Source organism: Thainema salinarum CENA647 (assembly GCF_057732415.1).
Genome location: NZ_JBYJZJ010000022.1, coordinates 6390841 through 6413730, shown reverse-complemented (window position 1 = coordinate 6413730; position 22890 = coordinate 6390841). Strand labels below are relative to the sequence as shown.

At 52.1% G+C, this 22890-nt stretch carries 15 protein-coding genes; 3 read left to right on the top strand and 12 right to left on the bottom strand.

Going from position 1 to position 22890, the window contains the following annotated elements:
• Positions 1-146: 146 nt before the first annotated feature.
• From AC286M_RS34935 to AC286M_RS34900, 8 genes are all read right to left on the bottom strand, one after another.
• Positions 147-2447 carry a transglutaminase TgpA family protein gene (locus AC286M_RS34935; RefSeq protein ID WP_488208784.1) on the bottom strand — a complete coding sequence of 767 codons (2301 nt, stop codon included), beginning with the start codon at positions 2445-2447 and terminating at the stop codon, positions 147-149.
• Positions 2448-2625: 178 nt separating this feature from the next.
• Positions 2626-3525, bottom strand: coding sequence for a hypothetical protein (locus tag AC286M_RS34930; protein ID WP_488208783.1), 900 nt, complete (start codon positions 3523-3525; stop codon positions 2626-2628).
• A 166-nt stretch (positions 3526-3691) separates the two neighbouring features.
• Positions 3692-4819 (bottom strand): heterocyst differentiation protein HetZ, encoded by a 1128-nt coding sequence (gene hetZ, locus AC286M_RS34925; RefSeq protein WP_488208782.1) that lies wholly within the window; start codon positions 4817-4819, stop codon positions 3692-3694.
• Between the two features lie 355 nt (positions 4820-5174).
• Complete coding sequence (locus AC286M_RS34920; RefSeq protein WP_488208781.1) at positions 5175-6269, bottom strand: ABC transporter ATP-binding protein; 1095 nt, start codon at positions 6267-6269, stop codon at positions 5175-5177.
• 136 nt (positions 6270-6405) lie between these two features.
• Complete coding sequence (locus AC286M_RS34915; protein WP_488208780.1) at positions 6406-7293, bottom strand: carbohydrate ABC transporter permease; 888 nt, start codon at positions 7291-7293, stop codon at positions 6406-6408.
• 2 nt (positions 7294-7295) lie between these two features.
• Positions 7296-8204 (bottom strand): carbohydrate ABC transporter permease, encoded by a 909-nt coding sequence (locus tag AC286M_RS34910; protein WP_488208779.1) that lies wholly within the window; start codon positions 8202-8204, stop codon positions 7296-7298.
• A 35-nt stretch (positions 8205-8239) separates the two neighbouring features.
• On the bottom strand, positions 8240-9562 hold the full coding sequence (locus AC286M_RS34905; RefSeq protein WP_488208778.1) for an ABC transporter substrate-binding protein: 1323 nt from the start codon (positions 9560-9562) through the stop codon (positions 8240-8242).
• A gap of 610 nt (positions 9563-10172) precedes the next feature.
• The gene (locus AC286M_RS34900; protein ID WP_488208777.1) at positions 10173-10727 is read right to left on the bottom strand and encodes a cyclic nucleotide-binding domain-containing protein; all 555 of its coding nucleotides are present in this window, start codon (positions 10725-10727) and stop codon (positions 10173-10175) included.
• Positions 10728-10973: 246 nt separating this feature from the next.
• On the opposite strand from AC286M_RS34900, the gene AC286M_RS34895 reads away from it, so the two are divergent.
• Entirely contained in the window at positions 10974-12185 is a 1212-nt protein-coding gene (locus AC286M_RS34895; protein ID WP_488208776.1) for a hypothetical protein, read from the top strand.
• Positions 12186-12282: 97 nt separating this feature from the next.
• On the opposite strand, the gene AC286M_RS34890 is transcribed toward AC286M_RS34895, so the two are convergent.
• Together AC286M_RS34890 and pruA are read right to left on the bottom strand one after the other, a co-directional pair.
• Positions 12283-13956 (bottom strand): GMC oxidoreductase, encoded by a 1674-nt coding sequence (locus AC286M_RS34890; RefSeq protein ID WP_488208775.1) that lies wholly within the window; start codon positions 13954-13956, stop codon positions 12283-12285.
• Positions 13957-14311: 355 nt separating this feature from the next.
• Positions 14312-17299: an L-glutamate gamma-semialdehyde dehydrogenase gene (pruA, locus tag AC286M_RS34885; protein ID WP_488208774.1), complete on the bottom strand. Its 2988-nt coding sequence runs from the start codon at positions 17297-17299 to the stop codon at positions 14312-14314.
• Positions 17300-17584: 285 nt separating this feature from the next.
• On the opposite strand from pruA, the gene AC286M_RS34880 reads away from it, so the two are divergent.
• The gene (locus AC286M_RS34880; protein ID WP_488208773.1) at positions 17585-18355 is read left to right on the top strand and encodes a 4'-phosphopantetheinyl transferase family protein; all 771 of its coding nucleotides are present in this window, start codon (positions 17585-17587) and stop codon (positions 18353-18355) included.
• A 410-nt stretch (positions 18356-18765) separates the two neighbouring features.
• Here the strand turns inward: AC286M_RS34880 and AC286M_RS34875 are convergent, their stop codons facing one another.
• Positions 18766-20496 (bottom strand): glycoside hydrolase family 13 protein, encoded by a 1731-nt coding sequence (locus AC286M_RS34875; protein WP_488208772.1) that lies wholly within the window; start codon positions 20494-20496, stop codon positions 18766-18768.
• A 54-nt stretch (positions 20497-20550) separates the two neighbouring features.
• On the opposite strand from AC286M_RS34875, the gene AC286M_RS34870 reads away from it, so the two are divergent.
• Positions 20551-20916, top strand: coding sequence for a YcbK family protein (locus AC286M_RS34870; RefSeq protein WP_488208771.1), 366 nt, complete (start codon positions 20551-20553; stop codon positions 20914-20916).
• A gap of 9 nt (positions 20917-20925) precedes the next feature.
• On the opposite strand, the gene mutL is transcribed toward AC286M_RS34870, so the two are convergent.
• Entirely contained in the window at positions 20926-22824 is a 1899-nt protein-coding gene (mutL, locus tag AC286M_RS34865; protein WP_488208770.1) for a DNA mismatch repair endonuclease MutL, read from the bottom strand.
• Positions 22825-22890 lie beyond the last annotated feature (66 nt).

Genomic DNA, 22890 nt, shown 5'->3' with positions numbered 1-22890 from the left:
ATGCCTGAATGTAGCCAATCCTAGCAAACTTGACGACTAGCTTTGGAGTGAGCTCAATTGCGATCGCAACGTTATCTGCTTTTTGGCTGTTGTATGCTTGCAACTTTGAGATGCAAGCATACAACAGCAACAGAACTATACAGCATCTATGAGGGCTGTTTGGACTTGGCCGACGAGCGGCGACGCAGTAATTTTAATCGTTCCTGCAAGTGGTTCAAATCAGGGTTGTAGCCGCCGTAGCGCCACTGGACATAGGCTTGGGAGATTTCTTCAATGATGTTGGCGCGTTCGGTGTTGACGTGGGTATGGGCTTTTTGGGCATATTCCAGCGGCGTTTGAATGGGAGATTTGGGATAGCCAATGTGAGTCAGCGATCGCACCATTTGCTGATACAGACGCTCCATCGGTGGTAGTTTGGCTAGCCATCTGCGATCGCGCCAGTCCTGCCAGAGTCCCCACAGCAGCCAACCAGCTAGCCCCAGTAGCGTGGTAATGCCGAGGCCAGTGAGGATGCCGACCCAGCCGTTGGAAAAGAGCTGAATGAACCAGGTCAGTATGTTACCAATCGTGCTGAAGATGGCCCCTAAAAAGCCTGCAACTGGCGAGGGCAACCAGCCTGCGACCCAGCTCCAGATCTGTTGCAGCGTGCTGAACGTTTCCCGATCTTCAATGGAAACAGGAACCACTTCATGCCCCGGAATGGGGTCGAAAGCAAACCAGCCTAATTGAGGGAAATATACCTCTGTCATGGCGTACGCGTCGGTGTTTCGCACCACGTAGTAGCCTGTGAAGGGATTGAACTCACCGGGCGCGAAGCCCATGACTAACCGGGCGGGGATGCCAAGCGAGCGCAGCATGACGGTGAGCACGGTGGAAAAATGATCCGGATAACCACCGTTGTATTTGAATAAAAACGCTTCAACTAAATCTTCATCTGTCTCCAAAAACGGCATGTCAGGCTGAATTTCGTACTGCTGTTTGAGGGCTTGGGCTAGGTAAAGCGCTTGCTCATAGGGTTTAGTGATGGGCTGTTCAGATTCAGCCAGCAAATCCAGTGCTTTCTGGCGGATGCGATCGCGAATGTCAGCCGGAATTTGCAGATAGTGGTTGCGGATAGATTCAGAATAGTCGGTACTTGCCTGACCCAGTGCGGTGCGATCGCGAATTGGCACCTCGGAAATAACCGTATAGGTTAAGCCTGGCGTCAGAATCAGAGGTGATCTCAAGCCACCTTCCGCATCGACTGCAATCTGCTCGGTCGGAAAATAAAGATGCTCTGGCTCATAGAGGGCCGGAATCAGATTCACAAAGTCCGTCACCATTGTGTAGGTCTGAACGACATCCTGGGTCGGTAGGATGGAGGACTTTTGTGGCACTGTAAAGCGATAAGACCATCTGGAGCGATCCAGCTTAAACGTATTGTCATTCCGCGAAATTTCCCAGCCCTGGCCTGTATAGCGATCCATCGCCAGCACTCGCCAGAAGCCAGCGGCCTGCGATCGCACTCGCATTAGAATCTCAGGCTTTAGCTCACCGCGCAGATTCAGGTTGACCCGCTGATTAAACCCATAGTAAAAGCGAGAATCTGCTACACCGGGGCCTTCTAATCTAGACGAATTAAGGCCGCCAGACCCGCTGCCTTCTCCTCCCTCTTGAACATAGCCCGGATTATTAATGCCACGACCATCAAAACTGCCCTTGAAGTCAATTGTGGAGCTAACTGGATAGGTTTCGAGCTGATATCCGGGTAGGCGTGGCAAGAATGCGAAAATCAGCAGTCCCAGCCCCAGCGTAATCGCCAGCATGATAAGCAGGCGGCGAATAGATAGATTTGTTTTCAGCGGTTGCCAGCCCTGCTTCAGTAAATTAATGCGCGATCGATAGTCCAGTACCAGAACCGGCAGTGCGATCGCTAAAAAGATAAGCAGCAGTGGGGCAAAGGTAAAAGTTTGGCTAATCGTCGCGGCTACGCCGAGGAGAATGAGACCAATCGTGATCGAGTAGCCTAAATCCTTCCGGCGCGGCAAATCAAAGCTGTGTAGAACCTGAAGATGGATCAGCAGTTCGGCCAATAGAATACGCGTGTCACCCGGTTCGGCCCATAGGCGCATAAAAAACAGCCCGAGTGCTAGCAGCATGCCAATGGCAATGCAGAATTTGACAATCACATTGCGCTGATGGCGACGATACCAGCTCCACACGGCACCAATGGCGCTGAACGGAATGGCCAGCAAGTTGAGCAGTGAAGTACTAGTGACGCCAGCCGAAGCCACAGTAATGGACAGAATCCCGACGATAACGAGCAGTTGCACCAGCACTCGCAGCGTGATGGAGTCTTCAGTCTGAGTCGGTTCAGTAGGCTGAAGCCGCTGCTGTAGGTCATCTAGAGCTTGTTGCAATGAACTACGCTTGGCGTCTGAACGGGTGGAACGATCCGCAACTGGCATAGTGGTTGAAGTACAGGTTCAAGAACTGCGATCGCTTACGACCTACCCCCAAACATCCAACCGTGACACCTTCTTCAATCTGGCAATTTAGTAATCTAGCCACATCTAGGCCGCACCTAGGCAGGCTTTCTGTAAAAGTCCCGCATCACGAGACTTTTACAGAAAACTAAAAACGTTTCTATAGGGTTTCATCTGGGCCAATCTGAATCGCAAACCGAATCGGTGATGGATCAGACGACGACAGAATCAAATCAAAGTAGTGCAGGGATGGATTTGGGGGGGCAGTAAGGACTAAGTTTAGTGTACCCGCATCCTCTCGCTGTTTGGCCAGAACCGCAGAGTCGAAGTTGCGATCGCGCACATCATTAGCGCTATTGACCAAGCAGATTCGCCCACCTGTAGGCAGTTCAGCGTCTACTGTCAGTTGCTGAGGACTGTACTGCAGCTGCAGCTTGATCTCACCCACTGAGGTGTGCCACTGCCGCTCCAGCAGGGGCTGTTCTGGCGAGAGTTTGAACGTGAGCGTGTCCAACAAATCGCGAGCGGCGAGCAGGGACAATACCATCTGCTGTACCGGAGCCGCATCCTCGTAGCTGGAGGGTAGTTCTGTCGCTGAGAGGCTGGATAGTCCAGACCGATTAGGAGACATTAGCACCGCACCAGCTAAATGGTTGAGGGTAGGCAGCTCATCTGGAAACAGGGTTTCAACCACCTGAACCAGTTTTAGACCAGACTTCATAGAGGTTTGGATTGCCGCTTGCGCCCGCTCAATCAAAATTGCCATGACCGAAGCTGGTAGCGCCACTGGCCACTGAAATTCCCGCAGTTGGGTCTCCCAAAAGATGGCAGGAACCGCTTCTGCTTCTACGCAGTCTGCATAGTCTAGCGGATAGTCTTGAATTTCTTTTTCCCAAGGAAATAAGGGGGGCTTTCGTGCAATTTCAATTCTCAAACGACGTTTGAGCAGGGCATACACATGATGTTTCACTGTAAAGTTTTCTCCCGACGCAAGTGATGAGGATTCCGCGCCTTCATCTGGAATGTGAAATCCCAAACGAGACGGTAAATGATCACTCAAATCTTCTGAATCCAGTGGATCCCATGATTCGTGTGACGGCAGCTCAGCCTCCTCAGCGAACAAGGATTCACTATCCCTGTCGGCATCTGCCCCTGATGACCTATCTGGATAATCGTGAGGGGACTGTAAGAGCCACCGAAGTAAACTCTCTGCTGCTTCTGAGTCTCTATTCATCACCTAATATCCCTGCTCCGGACATTGAGCAATTTCTAATGTCCCAAGCTTGCTCTAGAAGTTTCGACCATTGTCGCTGAAGCTGGGTTGCAGTACAACCAAGCTCCCGTAAAATTTCAGCATCTTCTAACCCAGATAATTTTAAGGCCAGCAATTGCTGTTGTGGTTCTTGCAGTTCCGCCTGAAACTGTCGCCATTCTTCAGGCGTTAATCCTAGGTTGCGCTCTAAATCCGCTTCAAGCCACTGATGCACTAGTTCCCAATGGTGAGACAGGGCGAAGCGAGTCAAGTGGTACTTAAACCGCTGCTGCAAATAGTCTCGCTGACGCGGATTCAGATTTAGAGCTTGTTCAATTTCCTGAGCTGATTGGTCTTGCAGCCGCAGTTCAAAATAGGCGGCACAGTCTTCCTGATTGCGCTCTCGCAAGTAGTCCACAAGTTCTTGAATCACGCGATCGCGCAGGGCGTTTCCGGCTGGCTCGGGTGCCTGCGCGACAATCTGCTCCCGAACTCGCTGTGCTGAAGCTGCACTGCGCGGCTGGTCGTCATCTGTGCCTGCTTCGGTGGCTTGTTCTAAATCAATTGACAGTTCCGGTGGCTGCTGCTTAGAAAACGTTTTGGCGCGTAAGATAATGATCTGCTGGCTGCGGCGACCCGGTAACGGAATCCGCCGCTTGCCATAGCGTTCGCTAAACGCCATGTACTCACTCAGCTCTAGCAGCGTGCGAGGACAATAATCGTCCGGCATCTGATTCTCACGCCGAAACGCATTCAAGGTTTCCAGGTAGAATCCTTGTAGAAAATCTTCAATGATCGTCAAGCGAGCTTGATAGCTCGACCGCACTTGGGGCGGTGACATATAGCGATAGACAATGGCGCTGAGCGTACTGTGCAGCTCAACACGCCCTTGCCGGGAACCCAATTTATAATACTTGAGGCACTGATCGCGACGATGACGAATGAGCGATCGCGCCCAAGATTCGATATCGCCAGATGTTTGAATGCGATGGCTTTCAGTACAAACGCGTTGCACCTCGGCATAAAGCCGCTGAGCAACAGCCTGACAGCTTTGCTCAGAAGCGCCCGTCGCTTGCTGTAATTCATTAAGGAGTGTTTGCAAAATAGCTTCCACGTTCAGTAGGAAGGCAATCGCCCTGATGGTCTACATAATCTTTTCTGATGAAGCAATAGCACCCCTTGATCTATTGCTTATCCTACTGGAGGCTGAACCGAATGACTACAGTGGTTCTGCGGGTTCTTAACTACAACTTTATAGATGGATTAAGTATGTTTAGTGAATCTAAATTTTTTTGAGTTTGGAACCCATTTAGGTGTTATCTGCGTCAATTACAGCTTTTATCCGGAATTTGCTACCGACTATTAATACCTGGGCGTAATAAAACCTAGATCTCTAAACCCTGCGCCGAAACAAGCAGTGAAAGACTGACTTAGTCAGTCTTTCACTGCTTGTTTGATTAGGATACGACGGCGTGTTCTTTCTCCGTTTCAGGAATGCGAGCTTCGGTGTTGCTGTCGAACCAGTGAATCATCCGAGGTGCGATCGCAAGTGCCACCTCTTCACCACCCCACCGATGCTCCGCTGGCAATAATGCTCGAATGGTGTAATTGGAATCTTCTACATGGACACTGAGCAAATTGCTCATGCCCAGATTTTCAACCAGAAAAACCTTGCCGCGCACAGTATAGGCATCATCAGGACTAGCCAGCCGGATATGTTCTGGGCGAATTCCCAGCAGCACCTCCGGCGCAGAACGGACGGCATCGGGCACGGGAAAGCCAAACTTGCCCAGCATGGCCTTGCCGCCATCAATCGGCAGGTTCCAGATATTCATTTGTGGACTGCCAATAAAGCCTGCCACAAAGCGATTAGCCGGATGAGTATAAATCCGTTCGGGTGGGTCGAGCTGCTGCACATCACCTTCGTACAAAACGGCCACTTTACTGGAAAGCGTCATCGCTTCCACCTGGTCGTGGGTGACGTAAACCACTGGCGCTTGCTGGGTTTCGAAGAGCTGCTTCAGGTCAGCCCGCACCTGTTCCCGCAGCAGTGCGTCTAGGTTACTCAGCGGTTCATCTAGCAGAAACACATCTGGGTTGCGCACCAGTGCCCGACCCAGAGCGACCCGCTGGCGCTGACCACCGGACAGGTTGCTGGGCTTACGGTCGAATAGATTTTCTAGACCTAAGAGCTGAGAGGCCTCGCGAACCCGACGTTTAATCTCATCACTGGGCATCTTGCGCAGCTTCAAGCCGGAGGCCATGTTGTCATAGACAGTCATGTGGGGATAGAGCGCATAGCTCTGGAACACCATCGCGATGTTGCGATCGCCCGCTTGCACGGATGTCACCCGTTTGCCGCCGATAAAGATGTCACCACGGGTGGGCTGTTCTAGTCCGGCGATCAGGCGCAGCGTGGTGGATTTACCACAGCCGGATGGCCCCAGCAGCGTCAGGAATTCGCCTTCATCGACCGATAGGGAAATATTTTTAACTGGCACAATGCCAGGGCCATAGGTTTTGTTGAGGTTTTTGATTTCAAGTTTAGACATAGTGGTTTTAACGTAGTTTCAGCGTAAATATCTGTAGCCGCTTCCAGTTTGAAAGACCAGTTTGAAAGATCAGAGATCGTTGCTCCCCTGCTCCCTCGGATCGTGCTCTAGGACTGTGGAAGAACGTTTTCAGCTTTTAACCCTTAACCGCGCCGGAGGTCAGACCCTGGACAATCTTGCGCTGGAAGAACAGCACCAGCAGCACCAGGGGCAACGTACCCAGCACTGTTGCAGCTGCAATTGGGCCATAGGGAATTTCAAAAACTGAGGAGCCGCCGATTTGAGCTGCTGCCACCGGAATGGTTTTCTTGGTTTCTGCCGTCATGAAGGTGAGCGCAAAAATAAACTCATTCCAGGCAAAGATAAATGTCAGAATACCCGTCGTGACTAGGGCTGGCAGCGTCATGGGCAGCACGATTTGCGTCAGGGTTTGCCAAATGCTGTAGCCATCGACTTTGGCCGCATCTTCTAGATCTTTTGGCAGCTGCTGAAAGAAACTGCGCATCACCAAAATGGTCAGCGGCAGGTTGATGGCGGTGTAGGGAATGATCAGCGCCAGATAGTTGTTGGCCAATCCCAGTGCTTGCACAATTTCCAGCAGGCCCAAAAACAGCAGGATGTAGGGGAATAGCGTCACGACGAGCACCAGCGTGACAATGACCCGTTCCCCTTGTAGTTTGAGCCGCGCCAGGGCATAGGCAGCAGGCGCACCCAGTGCCAGGCATAACAGGGTGGAAATAATCGACACCAGCGCACTGTTAAACATGTACAGGTGGAAGGGCCGCCGCCGAAACAGATCCAGATAGTGATCCAGCGTGAGCTGATCGGGGCCGGGAAAATAGACGTTGGGAACTGCCGAAATCGCGTCGTTGGTCTTAAACGAGGTCAGCAACTGCCACAGGACAGGCGCGAGGCTGAACACGATAACTAAGATGACGCAGATTGTCAGCAGCACGCCCTTGATCGTCACTTTGGGCCGATCGTGGGCTGGCGCAGTGTTGGTTGGGGGTGTTGTGGTTGTCATGGTTATACTCCTGCGGCCTGCTTACGAACTTTGGAAATCAGCCAAGCTGCGATCGCAACTGCAATGATCAGGACTAAAAAGGTCACAACCACCAACGCTGCACCATAGCCAAAGTCGAGATAGCGCATGACGGTGGCATAGATGTAGAGCGAAACCATTTCGGTTGCCCCGGCTGGCCCACCTCCAGTCATCACTTGAATCAGGTCGAAGATGCCGAAGGACTGGGCGAAGCGGAACAGGGTGGCAATCAAAATCTGCGGCATCAGGAGCGGTAAGGTGATCTGGCGAAAGCTTTGCCAGGGGGAGGCTCCGTCGATGGCATGAGCTTCGTACAAATCTTCTGAAATGGATTGCAGACCCGCCAGCAGCAAAATCGCCACAAACGACGTGGTCTTCCAGATGTCTGCCGCAATCGTAGCCATCAGCGCCAGTGTGGGATTGCCCAGCCAGTTAATGGACTGATCGATAATGCCTAGCCGCAGCAAAATGTCATTCCAAACGCCGAACTGGTCGTTAAAAATCCACGTCCAGGTGAGGGCGATCAGCGCGGTGGGCAGCGCCCAAGGCAAAATGGCAATCGTTCGTACTGCGCCCCGACCGCGAAAGGCGCGATTCAGCACCAGTGCGATCGCCATGCCGAGGGTTAACTCCAGCACAATGGCAAAAAAGGTAAAGACGGTCGTGTTCCAGATACTGGCCCAGAACCGACCATCGCCCGCCATCCGGACGTAGTTGTTCAATCCAGAAAATTCGGGCTGTAGGTTAGTGCCCAGGTTTTCGGTGAATAAACTGAGCACGAAGGCGCGGCCAATGGGGTAGGCGAAAACCAGCGCGAGCAGAATCAGCGCTGGGATTAACAGGAGCCAACCCGTGAACCGCTCTCGTTTTTCAACGGTATCTAAGTTCAACATGGGTTCAATTCAAATCTCAATTTACGTCCCTAGATTTATGTGCCGAGCACTTGGCGCGTTTCCCGCGCGGCGGCATTCATCGCATCTTCTGGCGACATCCGTTCGGTTAGCGCGGCGCTGAGGTAGCGCTGCAAAATATCAGAAACCTGGGCATACTGGGCAATCGGTGGCCGCAAGACTGAGTTTTGCACCACCTCTAGCAGATCCGGCATAAATTCGTACTGCGCCACTACGTCGGGGTCGGTAAAGAGAGAACGCCGACTGGGCACGTAACCGTTATTTAAGATGAACTGTTTTTGGATCTCCGGGCTGGTGAAAAATTCAATGGCTCGCCACGCTTCCTCTGGATGAGGGGTAGTGCGAGAAATGCCAATGCCCCAGCCACCCTGACAGGCGGCACTGTCGAAGCCCTGGGCATGGATCATGGGCTTAATGGCGATTTTGCCTTGTACGGGGGAGTCATCTGAATTGGCGAGCTGCCACACATAGGGCCAGTTCCGCATAAAGATGGACTCGCCGCTTTGGAATAAACGACGGGCTTCCTCTTCCTGATAGGTGGTGACACCCGGTGGTGAGACGCCTTCGTCAATCGTGTTTTTTAAAAATGCGATCGCATCTATGGCGGCTTGCTGATCTAGCCCAACTTCGCGGGTGTCGGGGTCAACCCAATAGCCACCAAAGCCTTCCAGCACTTCAACAAACATGGCCGACAGTCCTTCATACTGCCGACCCTGCCAAACGTAGCCCCAATCTGCATCAACAGATTCCTGTAGCTGTTTTGAGACTTCAACCAGTTCCTGCGCTGTTTCGGGGGGTTCTAGCCCGGCCTGTGTGAGCAGATCCTCACGGTAGTAGAGCATACCAGCGTCGGAGCGGAAAGGCATTCGGTAGAGGCCGCCCTCGTAGCGTCCGCCGTTGACATCGCCTTCTAGAAAATCATCTAGTTCTTCGGGTGAAACTTGGTCTGATAGATCCTGGAGCCAGCCTGCTGCTGCAAATTTCGGCACCCAGACAATATCCATGTAGACCAAATCGTAGGGAGAGTCACCCAGCAAAAACGAAGATGTATACAGGTCTTCAATCAGGTTAGTAGCATTTGGCCCTTCAACAATATCTAGTTGAATATCTGGATTTTGCGCCTCAAATTCTTCAATGATGCCCTGCCACTGTGCGCCTTCGAGCGCCTGCATCAGCACGGTCAGACGCACAGGCTGCTGGGAGAGGACTGAAATTCCAAAAAATAAGATACTAAAAAAGACGACAAATCCTAATGTTATGAATCGCAGCCGGGAACGGAAAAATTGTCCCAACTGATTAACGATGTGACTTCGTTCAGAAGCCGATGGGGTATCGCGCATATTATTCAATTGAGTTCAATGGGAGCTAGAGCACGAATGGCTCGCTTTAGCTTGGCAACCTTTAGCAATCTGTTTCGTGCGAGCTGTAGTGTTTGAATGTGGATTAATCACGTGAATATAAGTGGATTAACCCCCAGCCATTGAGCCATTTCATGCTCTGAAAGCGATGAAAATTAAGGCTGACTTAATGTTTAGGCTAAGCTTTGGCTCAATGCAATTGATGCGCGATCGCACTGCGATCGCAGCAAATTTCAGTTAATTTTATTGTCGATCTGCTGTTAATCGGTTGACGATTAGCAGTCGATTGCATCAATTACAAGATCGCAAAACTACAAGCAAAAATTACGAACAAGATTGCGAAAAATTATATTGGTGACAACTGCCATTCCAGCCACATTCTATCTCTTTGACGATGGAGTACAGCCCCAAAATACATCCAACGCAAGATGAAGTTCTACCTTTCGACAGAGATTAACAGCTTACGCCCTATCGCTCTGAAACAAAGCTGTAACATGGCGTTGCGTTTGTTCACATAGCGGCATTTTAGTGGTCTTGCTTGAATCTTGCAGAAAAGCAAAATCATCGCTTTGGGTTCTTGAAATTAGGCGAACTAGATTTGGCCGGTTTTGAGGCGACGGAGCAACCAGTCAAATCGCACTTTTGCGATCGCAACATTCTCAGACATATCCTGCGATAAATCTTCTTCCTGCATTTGATCGTGGAATTCTGTATCGTCGGGCTGACTGACCCGCCTGCCCATCACCCGCACCGTTCCCCGTAGGCGGTTGGAGAGCAAGACCGCCAGGGCTCGGTAAAAGCGAGAAGCAAAGCCCGTATCGAGATTGAGTCGCTCGGCTAGCTTTTCACGGGGCAGCGTCAGCAGCAAGCAGGGGGTTAGCGTTTTAACGGTAGCAGAGGGCGGTCGCGAATCAATGAACGACATTTCGCCCACGATGTCACCTGTGACCAAGCGAGCCAATTCGTGTTTAACGCCAGTGACCGTGACACCGAGTGTCCCTTCTAGGACTAAAAACAAGGCGGTTGCGGGGACGCCTTCTTGAATCAAAATTTCTCCAGCCGGCAGTTCTTGACGCTGACCCACTTCCAAAATCCAATCCACGTCGTCATCGATGAGTTCTCCCAGGATATAAAGGACTTGTTGCATGTCAGCTCAACTCTTTGGCGAATTTTGGGCGAAATGGATGTTGTTGATTGTAATTAACGGTAGTGATGTGTAGGTAATAAGTTTGAAAACCACCTCACCACTACTGAACTACTACCGATCTTAAACATTCCTCAACTTCATAGATGCCCTCTAAAGATACGCTAATGGATGATTTTGTCCAACACCGTGGAAAATGACACCAAAATCAACATAATAATTCTCAATCCCATTCGCTAAGATCACGTCATGGCTTGGAAGCGTCTCATTCTACTCGTTGTCGTCTTGGTGGCACTGGTCGTGCTCACCATACAGAACCTGTCGCCCTCCCTACCGCTCGTCTTTTTGGGGGGACAAACTCAGGCGCTGCCGCTGGCGTTTTGGTTGCTATGTGCGATCGCACTGGGCAGTTTAGTCACAATCCTGATCGCGCTACTCACGACTCGTCCTCCCTCCCGTGAGGGTTGGCGACGCCGCCCTGCTGGTTTCAGCGTGCCGCCCCAGGATGAACCACGCGATCGATCCACTAATCGTCAGTCTTATGACACGAATTACGGCTTTTCGGCTTCGGCCACGCCGCGTTCCGATTCAGCCTACGCCTCGGGCTATCGCTCGGACTATCAGTCAGCCTACGAACCGGATTACAGGGCGAATTACGGGACAGACCAGGCCAGTACTCGGTCTAAAGCAGCCAATCCCGTCAACCAAGCTGGACGGAAGATCTCAGATTGGATGTCGAACTGGGGACAGTTTTCGCGCCGCCAGTATATGGACTGGGACGAACGCGATCGCGGTTTGGAAGAGTGGGAAGACTGGGAAGGCTATGAAAATTTGCATCGGCCTCAGCCACCGCGAGATGAGTTTGATGAATTAGAGGATTTAGAGCGCGATCGCAACTCAACCTATACGCCTCCGCCGCGCGACTACGAACCCCGTACCTATGAGCCACCAAACTACGAGGTCGCTCAGGAACCAGAAGAAACCTATCGTTCCGGTTCCGCCTATTCCTACAGCTATCGTAAAGCTGGGGATGCGGGTGGTCATGTCGATAATATCTACGATCGCAGCGACGATGACGAACCGGAGACGATTGATCCGCAAACCGTTTATGACGCCGATTACCGAGTCCTCACGCCGCCCCAATATCCAGAGGCTGAAACACCAGACGATTATGGTGATCCATATGATAGTGGCTACAGTGATGATTACCAAAATGATAGCTATGCCAGTGACCCTGGCTACAGCGAGCCAGATTATGTAGACGATAACCGCGATCGCTACAGCCCTGAAAATCCTCAATGGCGCGATCAAGTTCCGCCTGATCCAGTCCATCCGCAGGGGGAGGCAAGTCAGCACCATTCTGGGAGTCCGCAGTCGGCGGAACCCAATCCAGATGCTGAACCTTGGGAAGATTGGGATTCATTTATTGAACGCAAACAGCAAGACGATAAGCGTTGGTAAATCGCAAACGCAAACGACTCATAAACATAAACAGTAAACATAAACAGCAAAGGGGGCAGTCACAACTGCCCCCTTTGCTGTTTATGGAGTAGGAATATTACGCAACCGTCTCTAGCTCAAGCGCAGAGGCCGTTTGGCTGATTTGTGATGAGCGGAAGTGAGTTGCCTTCAGCCAGTCTGCAATCCGAATCGACATGGAAATAATCATTAGCGTTGGATTGGCATATCCCGTGGTGGGAAAGGTCGAACTGCCAGCGACAAACAAGCCATCGACGCCATGCACCTGACAGTTTGGATCAACTACGCCTTCCTTCGGATTGATGGACATCCGTGTCGTGCTGGTGGGATGGGAGCGATCTTTCATGCGATGCCGCCACGGTTCGTCAGAATCTAGCCAGTCTTCTAAAATCAGCGGTGGCAGCTTGAGCCGCTGCGATTCCTGCTGAATGAGTTGGCCTAAACGGCGCACCGACTGCTTTTCCAAGTCGCTAATCCGCCAGTCAATCTTAGATAGCGGCATTCCCAGCGCGTCTTTCTGCTCAGACAGCATGACGCGACTGTCGGGATTGGGTAGCTGCTCGGTGAGACAGTACACTTCCAGTTCTTTGGCCCGGCTGACGGGTGGGCGCTTCACCACGCGATGCTGATACAGCCCCTGTGCTACCGTATCGGGATGCGCCAAAAGCGCTAATACGTCCCGATGCATAGGGGTTGAAACCTGACGGACTTTCTTGATGCGATCGCGCAATCGCTTGATCGCTTCCCACGGATCATCGTCAGCGGTGGTGGGATTCAGGTAAGCGGCGCAGTTTAGCAAACCTTCTCGCTTCTGGATCTCTGGACTGAGGGCAATACCTCGGTTGTAGTAGTGCTTGCCCGTTTGGTTAAACAGCCAGTAGTTGCCGAAGTAGTTGTTGATTTTGGTGAAGTGCTTGGGAGCAAACGTGCCCAGTACGGTGCCGGGATGGTCGGCTAGGAAACGGCCAACGGTGTCGTTCTGGTTGCCCACGCCCTGCGGCACAATCCGATTAGAGGCCAGCAATAGACGAGCGTTTTCTACGCCACCGCAGCAGAGGATGACGACGTTTGCCTGAATCCGAGCCTGCTTATGCTCTAGCGTGCTGACATCGACGGACTCAACTTTGGTGCCCTGCTGATTGGTGTTAATGTGCGTCACGTTGGCGTGCATCAGCACATGAATATTGGGCACATCCTTTAGCTTGGGGAAGAAATTTGGCCCAAAGCGCACAGGCTCTCGGTTGGTATTAGAAACTTTGCTGTACTGCCAAAACTGGTTGCTCAATAAGCTGGAATCAAACTTAGGTGCTGAGGCAGAGGCATTTAATGCCTGCTCAAGCCGTTGATCGTAGTAGCTGGGGCCTAAACCTAAGTTTTTGCCTGCTCGTTCTAAGTATGGCGTTAAGCTCTCTAGCTCAATCGGCCAGCCAGAGTAAGGTACCCAATCGCGTCGCTGGAAGTCCATTTCGTTAAATGGAGCGCAGCGACCAAACCAGGTATGGGTACTGCCGCCCAAGATGCGATTGCGGACTCGCTCCTGGGGCATGCGGGGAACGCCGACGCTTTCAATGTCGTAGAGGGCTTGAGTGTCTGGTTCTTCGGTATAGCCACCGCTTTCGATAACCCAGACTTGAATGTTCGAGCCAGCAAACTCTTTGGCAATCGATAATCCGGCTGGCCCAGAACCAATAATGCAGATATCGGTTTCGATGACTGCATTATGTTCAAAGTCTCTTAAATCGCTGACACTCATGTTAATTTCCCAGTAATTTCGTCAGATATCTAAGTCATGAATTGACGAGATCAAGCAGTCCCCCTTGTGAGTTGTGCTTTTGCATACATTCACATAAGCCACTCATCCAAAAGCGGGCCAATCTGCATCTGTATATCGCACGATAACCGCATCTATCCGTAGATGTACCTTGGTTGTGTTTTTGATTTACAGAATCTATATTTAATCGGGATAAATCTGGGGAAAAGAATTAAGTACGGATGAAGCGGTTGGACAGGTTAGGGGTTGATTGCGATCGCAAAATGAGAAAATCCCTTGTGCTGCAACAGCGCAACACAAGGGACTCTTGAGTACTCTATTTAGCTCCTGCTCCTAGTTAACTCCAGCCTTCAATCGGGGCAAAGCCTTGACGCTGGACGTTTTCGGTGACGCTGCGCGGTTCGAGGAACTGGAGCAGATAGTCGGGGCCACCTGCCTTGGAGCCAACTCCCGACATCTTGAAACCACCGAAGGCTTGCCGCGAGACGATTGCGCCCGTGATGCCTCGGTTGATATAGAGGTTGCCGACTTCAAATTCTGCGTAGGCGCGGTCAATATGCGACGGGGTGCGGGAGTACAAACCACCTGTGAGCGCGTAGTCTGTGCCGTTGGCAATGGCCATTGCTTCGTCAAAGGTTTGAGCTTTAATGACTGCTAAGACTGGGCCAAAAATCTCTTCTTGGGCAATCACGGCATCCGGGGCCACGTCAGTAAAGATGGTCGGCGGCACGAAGTAGCCTGTATCTGGCGCATCGGCAGACAGAGCCAGCGTCGCTTCTGCTTTGCCCTGCTCGATGTATTCCTTTATCCGAGCTTGAGCGGCGGCATCAATTACGGGGCCGACCCCGGTTGCGGGTTCATCCGGCGCACCGACATTTAGCGATCGCGCGGCTTCCACTAGGCGATGAACAAAGTTGTCATAAATGGGTGCTAGCACAATTACGCGGGAGCAAGCCGAGCATTTCTGACCGCTGTAGCCAAAGGCGGAGTAGACCACGCCCTGCACGGCCTGATCCAGGTCGGCACTTTCGTCCACAATCACGGCATTTTTGCCGCCCATTTCGGCGACGACCCGCTTCAGGTGCTTTTGTCCCGGCTGCACAATCGCGGCATCGGCGTAGATGCGGCAACCAACTTCCCGCGATCCGGTGAAGGTGATCATATGCACGTCGGGATGCTTGACCATGTGAGCGCCGACGGTGGAGCCTTTGCCGGGGACATACTGGAAGACGCCCTTGGGAATGCCTGCATCGACTAGGATTTCCGTGATTTTGGCCGCAATCACCGACGAGGTTTCAGCAGGTTTTAGCAGCGTGCAGTTGCCCGTAACCAGCGATGCAACGGTCATTCCCATCGGAATGGCCAGTGGGAAATTCCAGGGCGAAATGACGACGGACACGCCGCGCGGTTGATAGCGATACTGGTTCGTTTCACCGGGCAGATCGTGGTTGTAGCCGTTGTCAAGCTTCTCCATCTGGTCGGCGTAGTAGCGACAGAAATCAATCGCTTCGGAGACTTCCGGATCAGACTGGCTGAGGGTTTTACCGACTTCAAATGCCATCCAGGCGCAGAGTTCTGCCCGCCGCTGTTCCAGTAAATCGGCGGCTTTGCGGAGGATATTGGCTCGTTCTGTTGCTGGCGTGGCTTTCCAGGCTGGGAATGCGGCTTTGGCGGCTGCGATCGCAGTTTCTGCCTGTTCGACACTCAATAAGCCAATGTGACCGACAACTTCGCTGGGGCGAGCGGGATTGACGGAATCGATTTGGCTCTCAGTTTCGACTCGTTCGCCATTGACCAGCGGCAGATAGGTTTGGCCGAGCTGCTGGCGCACGGTTTTTAAGGCTTGGAAGAACTTAGTTCGCTGCTCGGTAACGGCAAAATCGGTATTGCGAGCGTTCTCAAACGGCACGGGCACGTCTGGATAGGGCGCAGTGTCGGCCTGATCAATTTCTGCCATGACGGGTGGCGCGATTAGCTCCTCGGCGGAGCGTTCTTCCACACTTTGGCGCAGGAAGGAGCTGTTGGCGGTGTTCTCCAGTAGACGCCGAATCAGGTAGGCCATGCCGGGAATCAGCTCACCGTAGGGGCAGTAGACCCGCACCCGAAAACCCTGCTGCACCAGTGCTCTGGCCAGCTTATCGGCCATGCCATAGAGCACCTGTAGCTCAATCCGGCGGGGAGGAATTTTCAGCTCCCGCGCGATCGCAATTGCATAAGCCTGCGATCGCACATTGTGGCTGGCGATGGCGGCATAGAGATACTCGTTATTCTCCAGCAGCAGGCGAGTCATCCGCTCATAGTTCACATCGGTGGATGATTTTTCGCTGTAGACGGGCAGCGGCCAGTCTTCCTGGGAGGCGTGAATCGTTTCCTGATCCCAGTACGCGCCCTTGACCAGACGGACGGTGACGGGTTTGCCGCGCTGTTTGGCCCATTCGATCAGGTCTTTCAAGTCGTGGTAGCTGTCGCGCAGATAGGCTTGCAGCGTCACACCAATGTCGGTGCGATCGCGGAATTCCGGCTCCAGCAAGATATCTTTCAAAATTGCCAGCGTCAGAGTCTTGTAGCGATACTGCTCCATATCGAAATGCACTGCTGCCCCGACTTCCTGGGCATGACGCAGTAGGGTGCGAATGCGATCGCTGACGACTTCACGACTGCCTTCGGCATCCAGCGGATCAAATTGGGAATAGAAGGCCGTGAGCTTGACCGAAACCTGTACCTGCGGCACTGGCTCACCGTCGGCCTGGTCGATTTGAGGCACGGTAGACCAGGATTTAGAGGCCGATACCAACTGCTCCATCAGATCCATGTAGCGCTGCCGATAAGAGTGCGCCTCTGCTTCCGTGATCACCGCTTCGCCCAGCAGGTCAACGGTGAAGGCCATTTTCTCTTTACGGAGCCGCTCAATCGTTTTAATTACCTGTGGGATGGATTCCCCGGCGATATACTTGTGCGCCAGGGTTTCAACCGCTTTTTTAAACGTCGTAGCTGCGATCGCAGCCGGAGGTGAGTTGGGGTCAGCAAAGTTGAGCAGTCCCTTCAGCATGCCGGGCAGCTCAACGGCTTCCGCGCCCATATATTCCTGTAAATGGCGAGCAATCTCGGCGTTGCTGTGCAGCGAGGGCAGGGTGTCGATAAAGCGAAAAAGCTGTACCCGCAGCCCGTCATGGGCCATTGCAATATCCAACAGCTTGTCATCCCAGCGCATTTGGTCGCGCACCTGGGACAAAAACGATCGTTTCTCTCGGGTGGCGGAGAGTAAATCTTTAGCAATAGCTTGGGTTTGAGCTTCGTAAGCCGTATCAGAAACTTGTAGCACCACGGTTGATCTTCCTCTTGTTCCGTTCGTGTTTGTGCGTTGATAGGGGTACATGGACAATGGATTTCGGACGGTACTTACACCAGCCAATATCATTGCCGTTTCAGAACTACCCGTGCGGTTTTATTCGTTTTTGGTTATTCGGAAGGGCAGCAATTGTTGAGGTAAACGATGTACCGTTGCTGTTGCGATCGCAATTCAAATTCGTCTCTCTCTATTTTCCTCTGTTCGGGGATCAAGCTGCTGTAAATCGTTGCAGGTTGTTGACATTTAGTTGACATTAGGAATATGTACGCACCCGATGTGCCGATTCAATGGCAAACCGTAGATATCAATCTTTGGTCGGAACGACAGACTCAAACGCTACATATTTGGCGAGCTAATTTAGACGACGCTAATTTATATCAGTCCACATTTTGGAACTGGCTAGCCGCTGATGAAAAAGACCGGGCCAATCGATTTCGGTTTGAGCGCGATCGCAACCGCTTTGTCTGTGGACGGGGCATTGTGCGCCACATTCTGAGCCAGTATCTGGCTCAAGCGCCCGAAACCATCCAGTTTGCCTACAGCGATCGAGGCAAGCCGTCGATTGCTGCGGCTGGTTTACCCGCTCAATTGGCCACCTTCTCCTTCAACGTATCGCACTCCCATCAGTGGCTACTGTGTGCGATCTCACCGGATTTGCAGGTTGGCATTGATATAGAAGGGGTGCGCGACATTGAGGCGATCAAACTGGCGGAACGCTTCTTCTCACGCGCCGAGCAGCAGTGGCTCAAGTCATTGCCTGTGCAGCAACAAAAAACGGCGTTTTTTGAACTGTGGGTCTGCAAAGAAGCTTACTTAAAAGCCGTCGGTACAGGGCTGGCTGACCTTTCAGATGTTGAAGTTCAGCGCTTATCTGCCCAACCGTTTGTATTAATGACTTCTCATAATCCAAACATAGCGAATTTTCAGTATGTTCAGCTTTTTCGGCCTCAGGCTGACTATGCGGCATCTGTAGTTGCGATCGCACCACCCCGATCTATTCAGTATTGGCAATGGCAACTGAATTCGGTTTGATGAAGCTGCAAAGAATTCGTTACAAAACTTAGCCAAAAACTGCGTAAATTTCCTGAAAATTTGTTGCATTGATTACAGTTTTTTGCGGCATGGGTATTCTTTCAGGAGAGGTAACTTATTCCTATGAAAGTTACTGTAGGGATTCAATATTCCACTAAAAACCGTTCATTCCTAGAGAGGACAATCGCCATGTCTCCCGATCTCGTCGATGGCCTATGGATTTCATTAATTGTGACCGTTGCCGCAATGGTCTTGTGTCCAATTTTATGCTGGGTATTACCGCCTCGCCAAGCTTAAAAATAGGTATTTAGTCTCATATCTTGTAGGTGCGTTTATTTATATGCAGCTACTTATTACTCTCAAAGAGTACTCCAAAGAGTTGGGTTTGCCCGTGCATCGCGGCGGCAAACTCAACTCTTTGCGGTTTCAAGTGAGGATATGGGTCTTGATTGGTGCAGAATTGAAATTTCAAAGGACTGCAGCGTATCGGGTAGGCTAATTGTTTTTTCAGCGTCGTAGACAGTGGACAATAACACTGTCCAATCATCCCGATTGATAGGGATATCCAGCGTCAACGGCTTCTCGTAGGAAAAGTTGATCAGCACCAGCACCATTTCCGTTTCGGCAATCCGCAAGTAGGCCATGTGCTCATGGGGATAATGGATTAGCGCTTGCCATTTTCCCCAGCGCAAAGCTTCGCTCTGGCGTCGAATCTGAATCAGCCGTCGATAAAAGTTCAAAATTGAGGCATCATCGCGCAGCTCGGTTTGGACATTAATCGTTGGGTAATTTTCATGGACGGGCAGCCACGGCTCAACGTCCTGGCCAAAGCTGAAGCCTGCCTGAGCCGAATCATCCCACTGCATCGGCGTTCGTGAGCCATCGCGCGGTGGCGGCGTTTCTTCCGTTTCACTCAGGACGATGGCTTTATCTTTAATTTTGTCCGGTGGAATCATGGTGTTGTCCACCATGCCCAGTTCCTGGCCGTAGTAAAGAAGGGGCGTGCCGCGTACCGTCAATAAGAGCGTTGCCGCTGCCTTTGCGATCGCAACTGAGTCAACACACAAACTGCACTCAATCCAGCGCGAGAGATGGCGCGGAATATCGTGATTGTCTAAGAAGTAAGCGGGCCATGCGCCCTCTGGCGTCACCAGTTCTTTCTTTTCAATTTCTCGCTGCAAATAGCCGGGATACCAGGGACTGAAGGGAAACTCAAACGTCAGCGGCAGGTGCAGCTCATCATTGTTGGCTCCGTAAAAGATCACCGAGTCGTAGAGGCGATTATCAATAAACGTTTCGCCAATTAAAACCCGATCCTCATATTCATCGATAACGGCCCGGAACTCCCGCATGATTTGGTGATTCTCGGGCAAGTTTTTGTCGTACAGATGATGAAAATTATTGTACTTATTCTTATCGCTGGCCCCATACTTGAGCGGATTGTCGCGGAAGTATTCATCTTTGCTGTAGGCACTTGACGCATCAAGCCGAAAGCCATCGACGCCCCGATCGAGCCAGAAGCGCACAATATCGTAAATGGCAGCTCGGACATCTGGATTGCGCCAGTTGAGATCGGGCTGATTCTGATTGAAGGTGTGGAAATAGAACTGATCGCGCTCCTCACAGTGCGTCCAGCCCGTACCGCCGAAGTAGGACAGCCAGTTGTTGGGTAAATCGCGGCTTTCGTAGGCATCCTGCCACAGATACCAGTCAGCTTTGGAATTGTCGCGGCTGGAGCGGGACTCCAAGAACCAGGGATGCTGATTCGAGGTGTGATTAACCACCAGATCCAGGATGACTTTGATCCCGCGCTGATGCGCCTGCTGTAGCAACTGATCAAATTCATCCAGGGTGCCAAATGTCGGACAAATATCTCGATAGCCGCTCACGTCATAGCCGTTGTCGTGCATCGGCGACTGATTAATCGGCGACAGCCAAATCGCATCAACTCCCAGCGCGGTCTGACTATTGGGATTGCCGTCATTGAGGTAATCCAGGCGCTGAATAATACCCTGTAGATCTCCAATCCCGTCGCCGTTGCCATCTGCAAACGTCAGCGGATAAATCTGATAAATCACGCCTGATTGCCACCATTGGTAAGTCTCTGACGCGGATGTTGCGGATGCGGGATGAATAGTCATAACGGAGATTGAATTAATTTCGATCAAAAATATTTACTACTTACCTGGGGGGAGATGACCAAGAATGGTCAGCGGATTCCGGTCGAAACAGTGATCACGCAGCGGATCGTCAAACTCTGCAAGTATATGGATGAAGTTCGCTCCTATCTGGGTGATCGGCCCATCAAGGTTAACTCAGCTTACCGCGATCCGATTACTAATCGTGCTGTTGGTGGTGCATCGCGATCGCGGCATATGGCCGGGGACGCGATTGATTTTTACATCGATGGTGAGCCTGTAGTGGATACATTCATGAAGCTGAAGAACTACCATCGGCAGGGTGGCTTAGCGGTCGGCAACGGATTTGTGCATCTCGATTTACGGCCTGGTGGCCCTGTGCGCTGGCGCTATCCCGGTGGCCCAGTGGTTGATTTGTGGTAAGTCGCCAGATTAAATACCGTGGCTTTTGCCAATCACCCAGTGGCGGCGGAAGAACCGCGATAGGCTCGACTCTTCTAGCTGAAGCGCGATTGGGCGACCGTGGGGACATGTGCGCGGATTCTGGGTCTGCTGCCACTGCTCGAGCAGCGTTTGCAGCTCTGCTGAATTCAGTGCCATGCCGTTGCGAATCGCTGTGCGACAGGCTGTTGCTACCAGTGCTGCGTCCAAGTCTCCACCCAAACTGAGCTCAATTAGCGCTTCGGCACAGTCTTCTCGTTGGGCCAGCCGTTCAGGAGCGGTGCGGACGGCCCAGAGCTGCTCGCCAAATGGGTCTACCTCCAGCCCAATTCGCTGTAGCTGCTCTACCTGTGCTTGCTCTAACTGCGGCAGAATAACGGGCGGTTCCAGCGGGACGATCTGCCAGCGATCGCACAATTGTTCATATAGCACTCGCTCATGGGCAATGTGCTGTTCAATTAGCCAAATGCCGCTGGGATGCTCTGCCAGAATGTAGGTGTTGTGGACTTGTGCGATCGCAGTTAGCTCTGAAAATTTAGCTGGAGAGCGGTCTTCATCGATGTGCGTGTTATCCGTGCCATCCGTGTGAGTCAACACATCCGCTATTTCGCTGGTGGATTGACTCACCGTACGGCGCGTTCCATACACCCCGTCTAGCTCCGCTGTTTTTAGCAGTTGATTGACCCGCTGCATACTGTATGTTTCCGCCAAACTGTCGGCATTGAGCTGAAGGATGTGGTCAATTGCCTGGGTCACTTGCTCCTGCCAAAACGGCAGCTGATGGAGGTAAATCTCAGTTTTGGCCGGATGCCGATTCCAGTCGATTTGCTCCGGCGGCAGCTGTAAATGCAGAAAGCAGACTGGATAGCGATCGCGGGGCAGCGTGCGCCGGAACGCCCGATAAATGGCTTGTTCTAGTTCCGGAGCCTGCACTGGCCGACCGTTGAGCGCAATCCGAATCCAGTCGGGGCGGTGACGATGGCAGCGGTCGGGCAAACCCAGCAGAGCATAGATTTCACTAATTTCGTTAATTTCATTAATTTCATCGATCGCTGCGGTTGTGTCGATTTCAGTTTCAGTTTCAGTTTCGGTTTCGATTTCGCTCTTGGGCGAGAACGTTACATTGTCTGCGTCATGATGCTCAACATAATTCTCAACAAGATGCTCGACAGGGTTCTGGGCTGGACTTTGGGCTGGGCTTTGGGCTGGCACCTTCACCACTGCATCGCGTAGATCACTCGGCTGCACGCCTCGAATCAACTGCGGCAAAATCTGTAATGCACTCTCGCTCGGCCAAATATTGAGCCAACTGCGATCGCGTAAGTGAACCTGCCAGGTTACATGTGGATGACACAGCGCCATCTGCTGAATGGTTTGCTGCACCGCCCGCATCTGCTGCGCTATTGATGGCAGGGCATCGCGCCGCGCCGCCCATGAGCCAAATAGATTCGCAACCGTCACCACTGTTCCAGGTGCGATCGCAACTGTTTCTACTGCTGTTACCTGGCCCTGCTGATTGTACGTAACCGCCCAGCCCTCCTGCTCTCCACAGCGGCTGCAAATGGCCAAATCCGATAGCTGCGCCAAGCTGTGCAGTGCTTCTCCCCGAAATCCAAGGCTGCTGACTCGATTCAGATCGGTGCGATCGCGAATTTTGCTGGTGCTATGCGCCGCCGCTGCCTGACTTAAATTCTCTAAATCCATGCCGCTGCCGTTATCGGCAACCTGAATTCGCCACTGTTCTGGCCACAGCGAAATCGTCAAGCGAGTTGCCTGGGCATCTAGCGCATTTTCGACTAATTCCCGCACCACTGCCGCCAGCGAATCAATCACTTCTCCGGCAGCAATCAGCGCAACGACATCTTGAGGTAAAGGGCGAATGGTAGACATATTCCCAGTCTACGCAAGCGGCCCGATTCTGTCGTAAGGCAATGGGCTCTCCAGTGAGTTTTCAGG

What these genes read in the sequence shown, in the direction of transcription:
- AC286M_RS34900 (WP_488208777.1), bottom strand. Translation starts at nt 10,727, where the DNA reads ATGCAACAAGTCCTTTATATCCTGGGAGAACTCATCGATGACGACGTG.
- AC286M_RS34905 (WP_488208778.1), bottom strand. Translation starts at nt 9,562, where the DNA reads ATGCGCGATACCCCATCGGCTTCTGAACGAAGTCACATCGTTAATCAG.
- AC286M_RS34915 (WP_488208780.1), bottom strand. Translation starts at nt 7,293, where the DNA reads ATGACAACCACAACACCCCCAACCAACACTGCGCCAGCCCACGATCGG.
- AC286M_RS34895 (WP_488208776.1), top strand. Translation starts at nt 10,974, where the DNA reads ATGGCTTGGAAGCGTCTCATTCTACTCGTTGTCGTCTTGGTGGCACTG.
- AC286M_RS34875 (WP_488208772.1), bottom strand. Translation starts at nt 20,496, where the DNA reads ATGACTATTCATCCCGCATCCGCAACATCCGCGTCAGAGACTTACCAA.
- AC286M_RS34910 (WP_488208779.1), bottom strand. Translation starts at nt 8,204, where the DNA reads ATGTTGAACTTAGATACCGTTGAAAAACGAGAGCGGTTCACGGGTTGG.
- mutL (WP_488208770.1), bottom strand. Translation starts at nt 22,824, where the DNA reads ATGTCTACCATTCGCCCTTTACCTCAAGATGTCGTTGCGCTGATTGCT.
- AC286M_RS34880 (WP_488208773.1), top strand. Translation starts at nt 17,585, where the DNA reads ATGTACGCACCCGATGTGCCGATTCAATGGCAAACCGTAGATATCAAT.
- AC286M_RS34890 (WP_488208775.1), bottom strand. Translation starts at nt 13,956, where the DNA reads ATGAGTGTCAGCGATTTAAGAGACTTTGAACATAATGCAGTCATCGAA.
- AC286M_RS34920 (WP_488208781.1), bottom strand. Translation starts at nt 6,269, where the DNA reads ATGTCTAAACTTGAAATCAAAAACCTCAACAAAACCTATGGCCCTGGC.
- AC286M_RS34935 (WP_488208784.1), bottom strand. Translation starts at nt 2,447, where the DNA reads ATGCCAGTTGCGGATCGTTCCACCCGTTCAGACGCCAAGCGTAGTTCA.
- AC286M_RS34870 (WP_488208771.1), top strand. Translation starts at nt 20,551, where the DNA reads ATGACCAAGAATGGTCAGCGGATTCCGGTCGAAACAGTGATCACGCAG.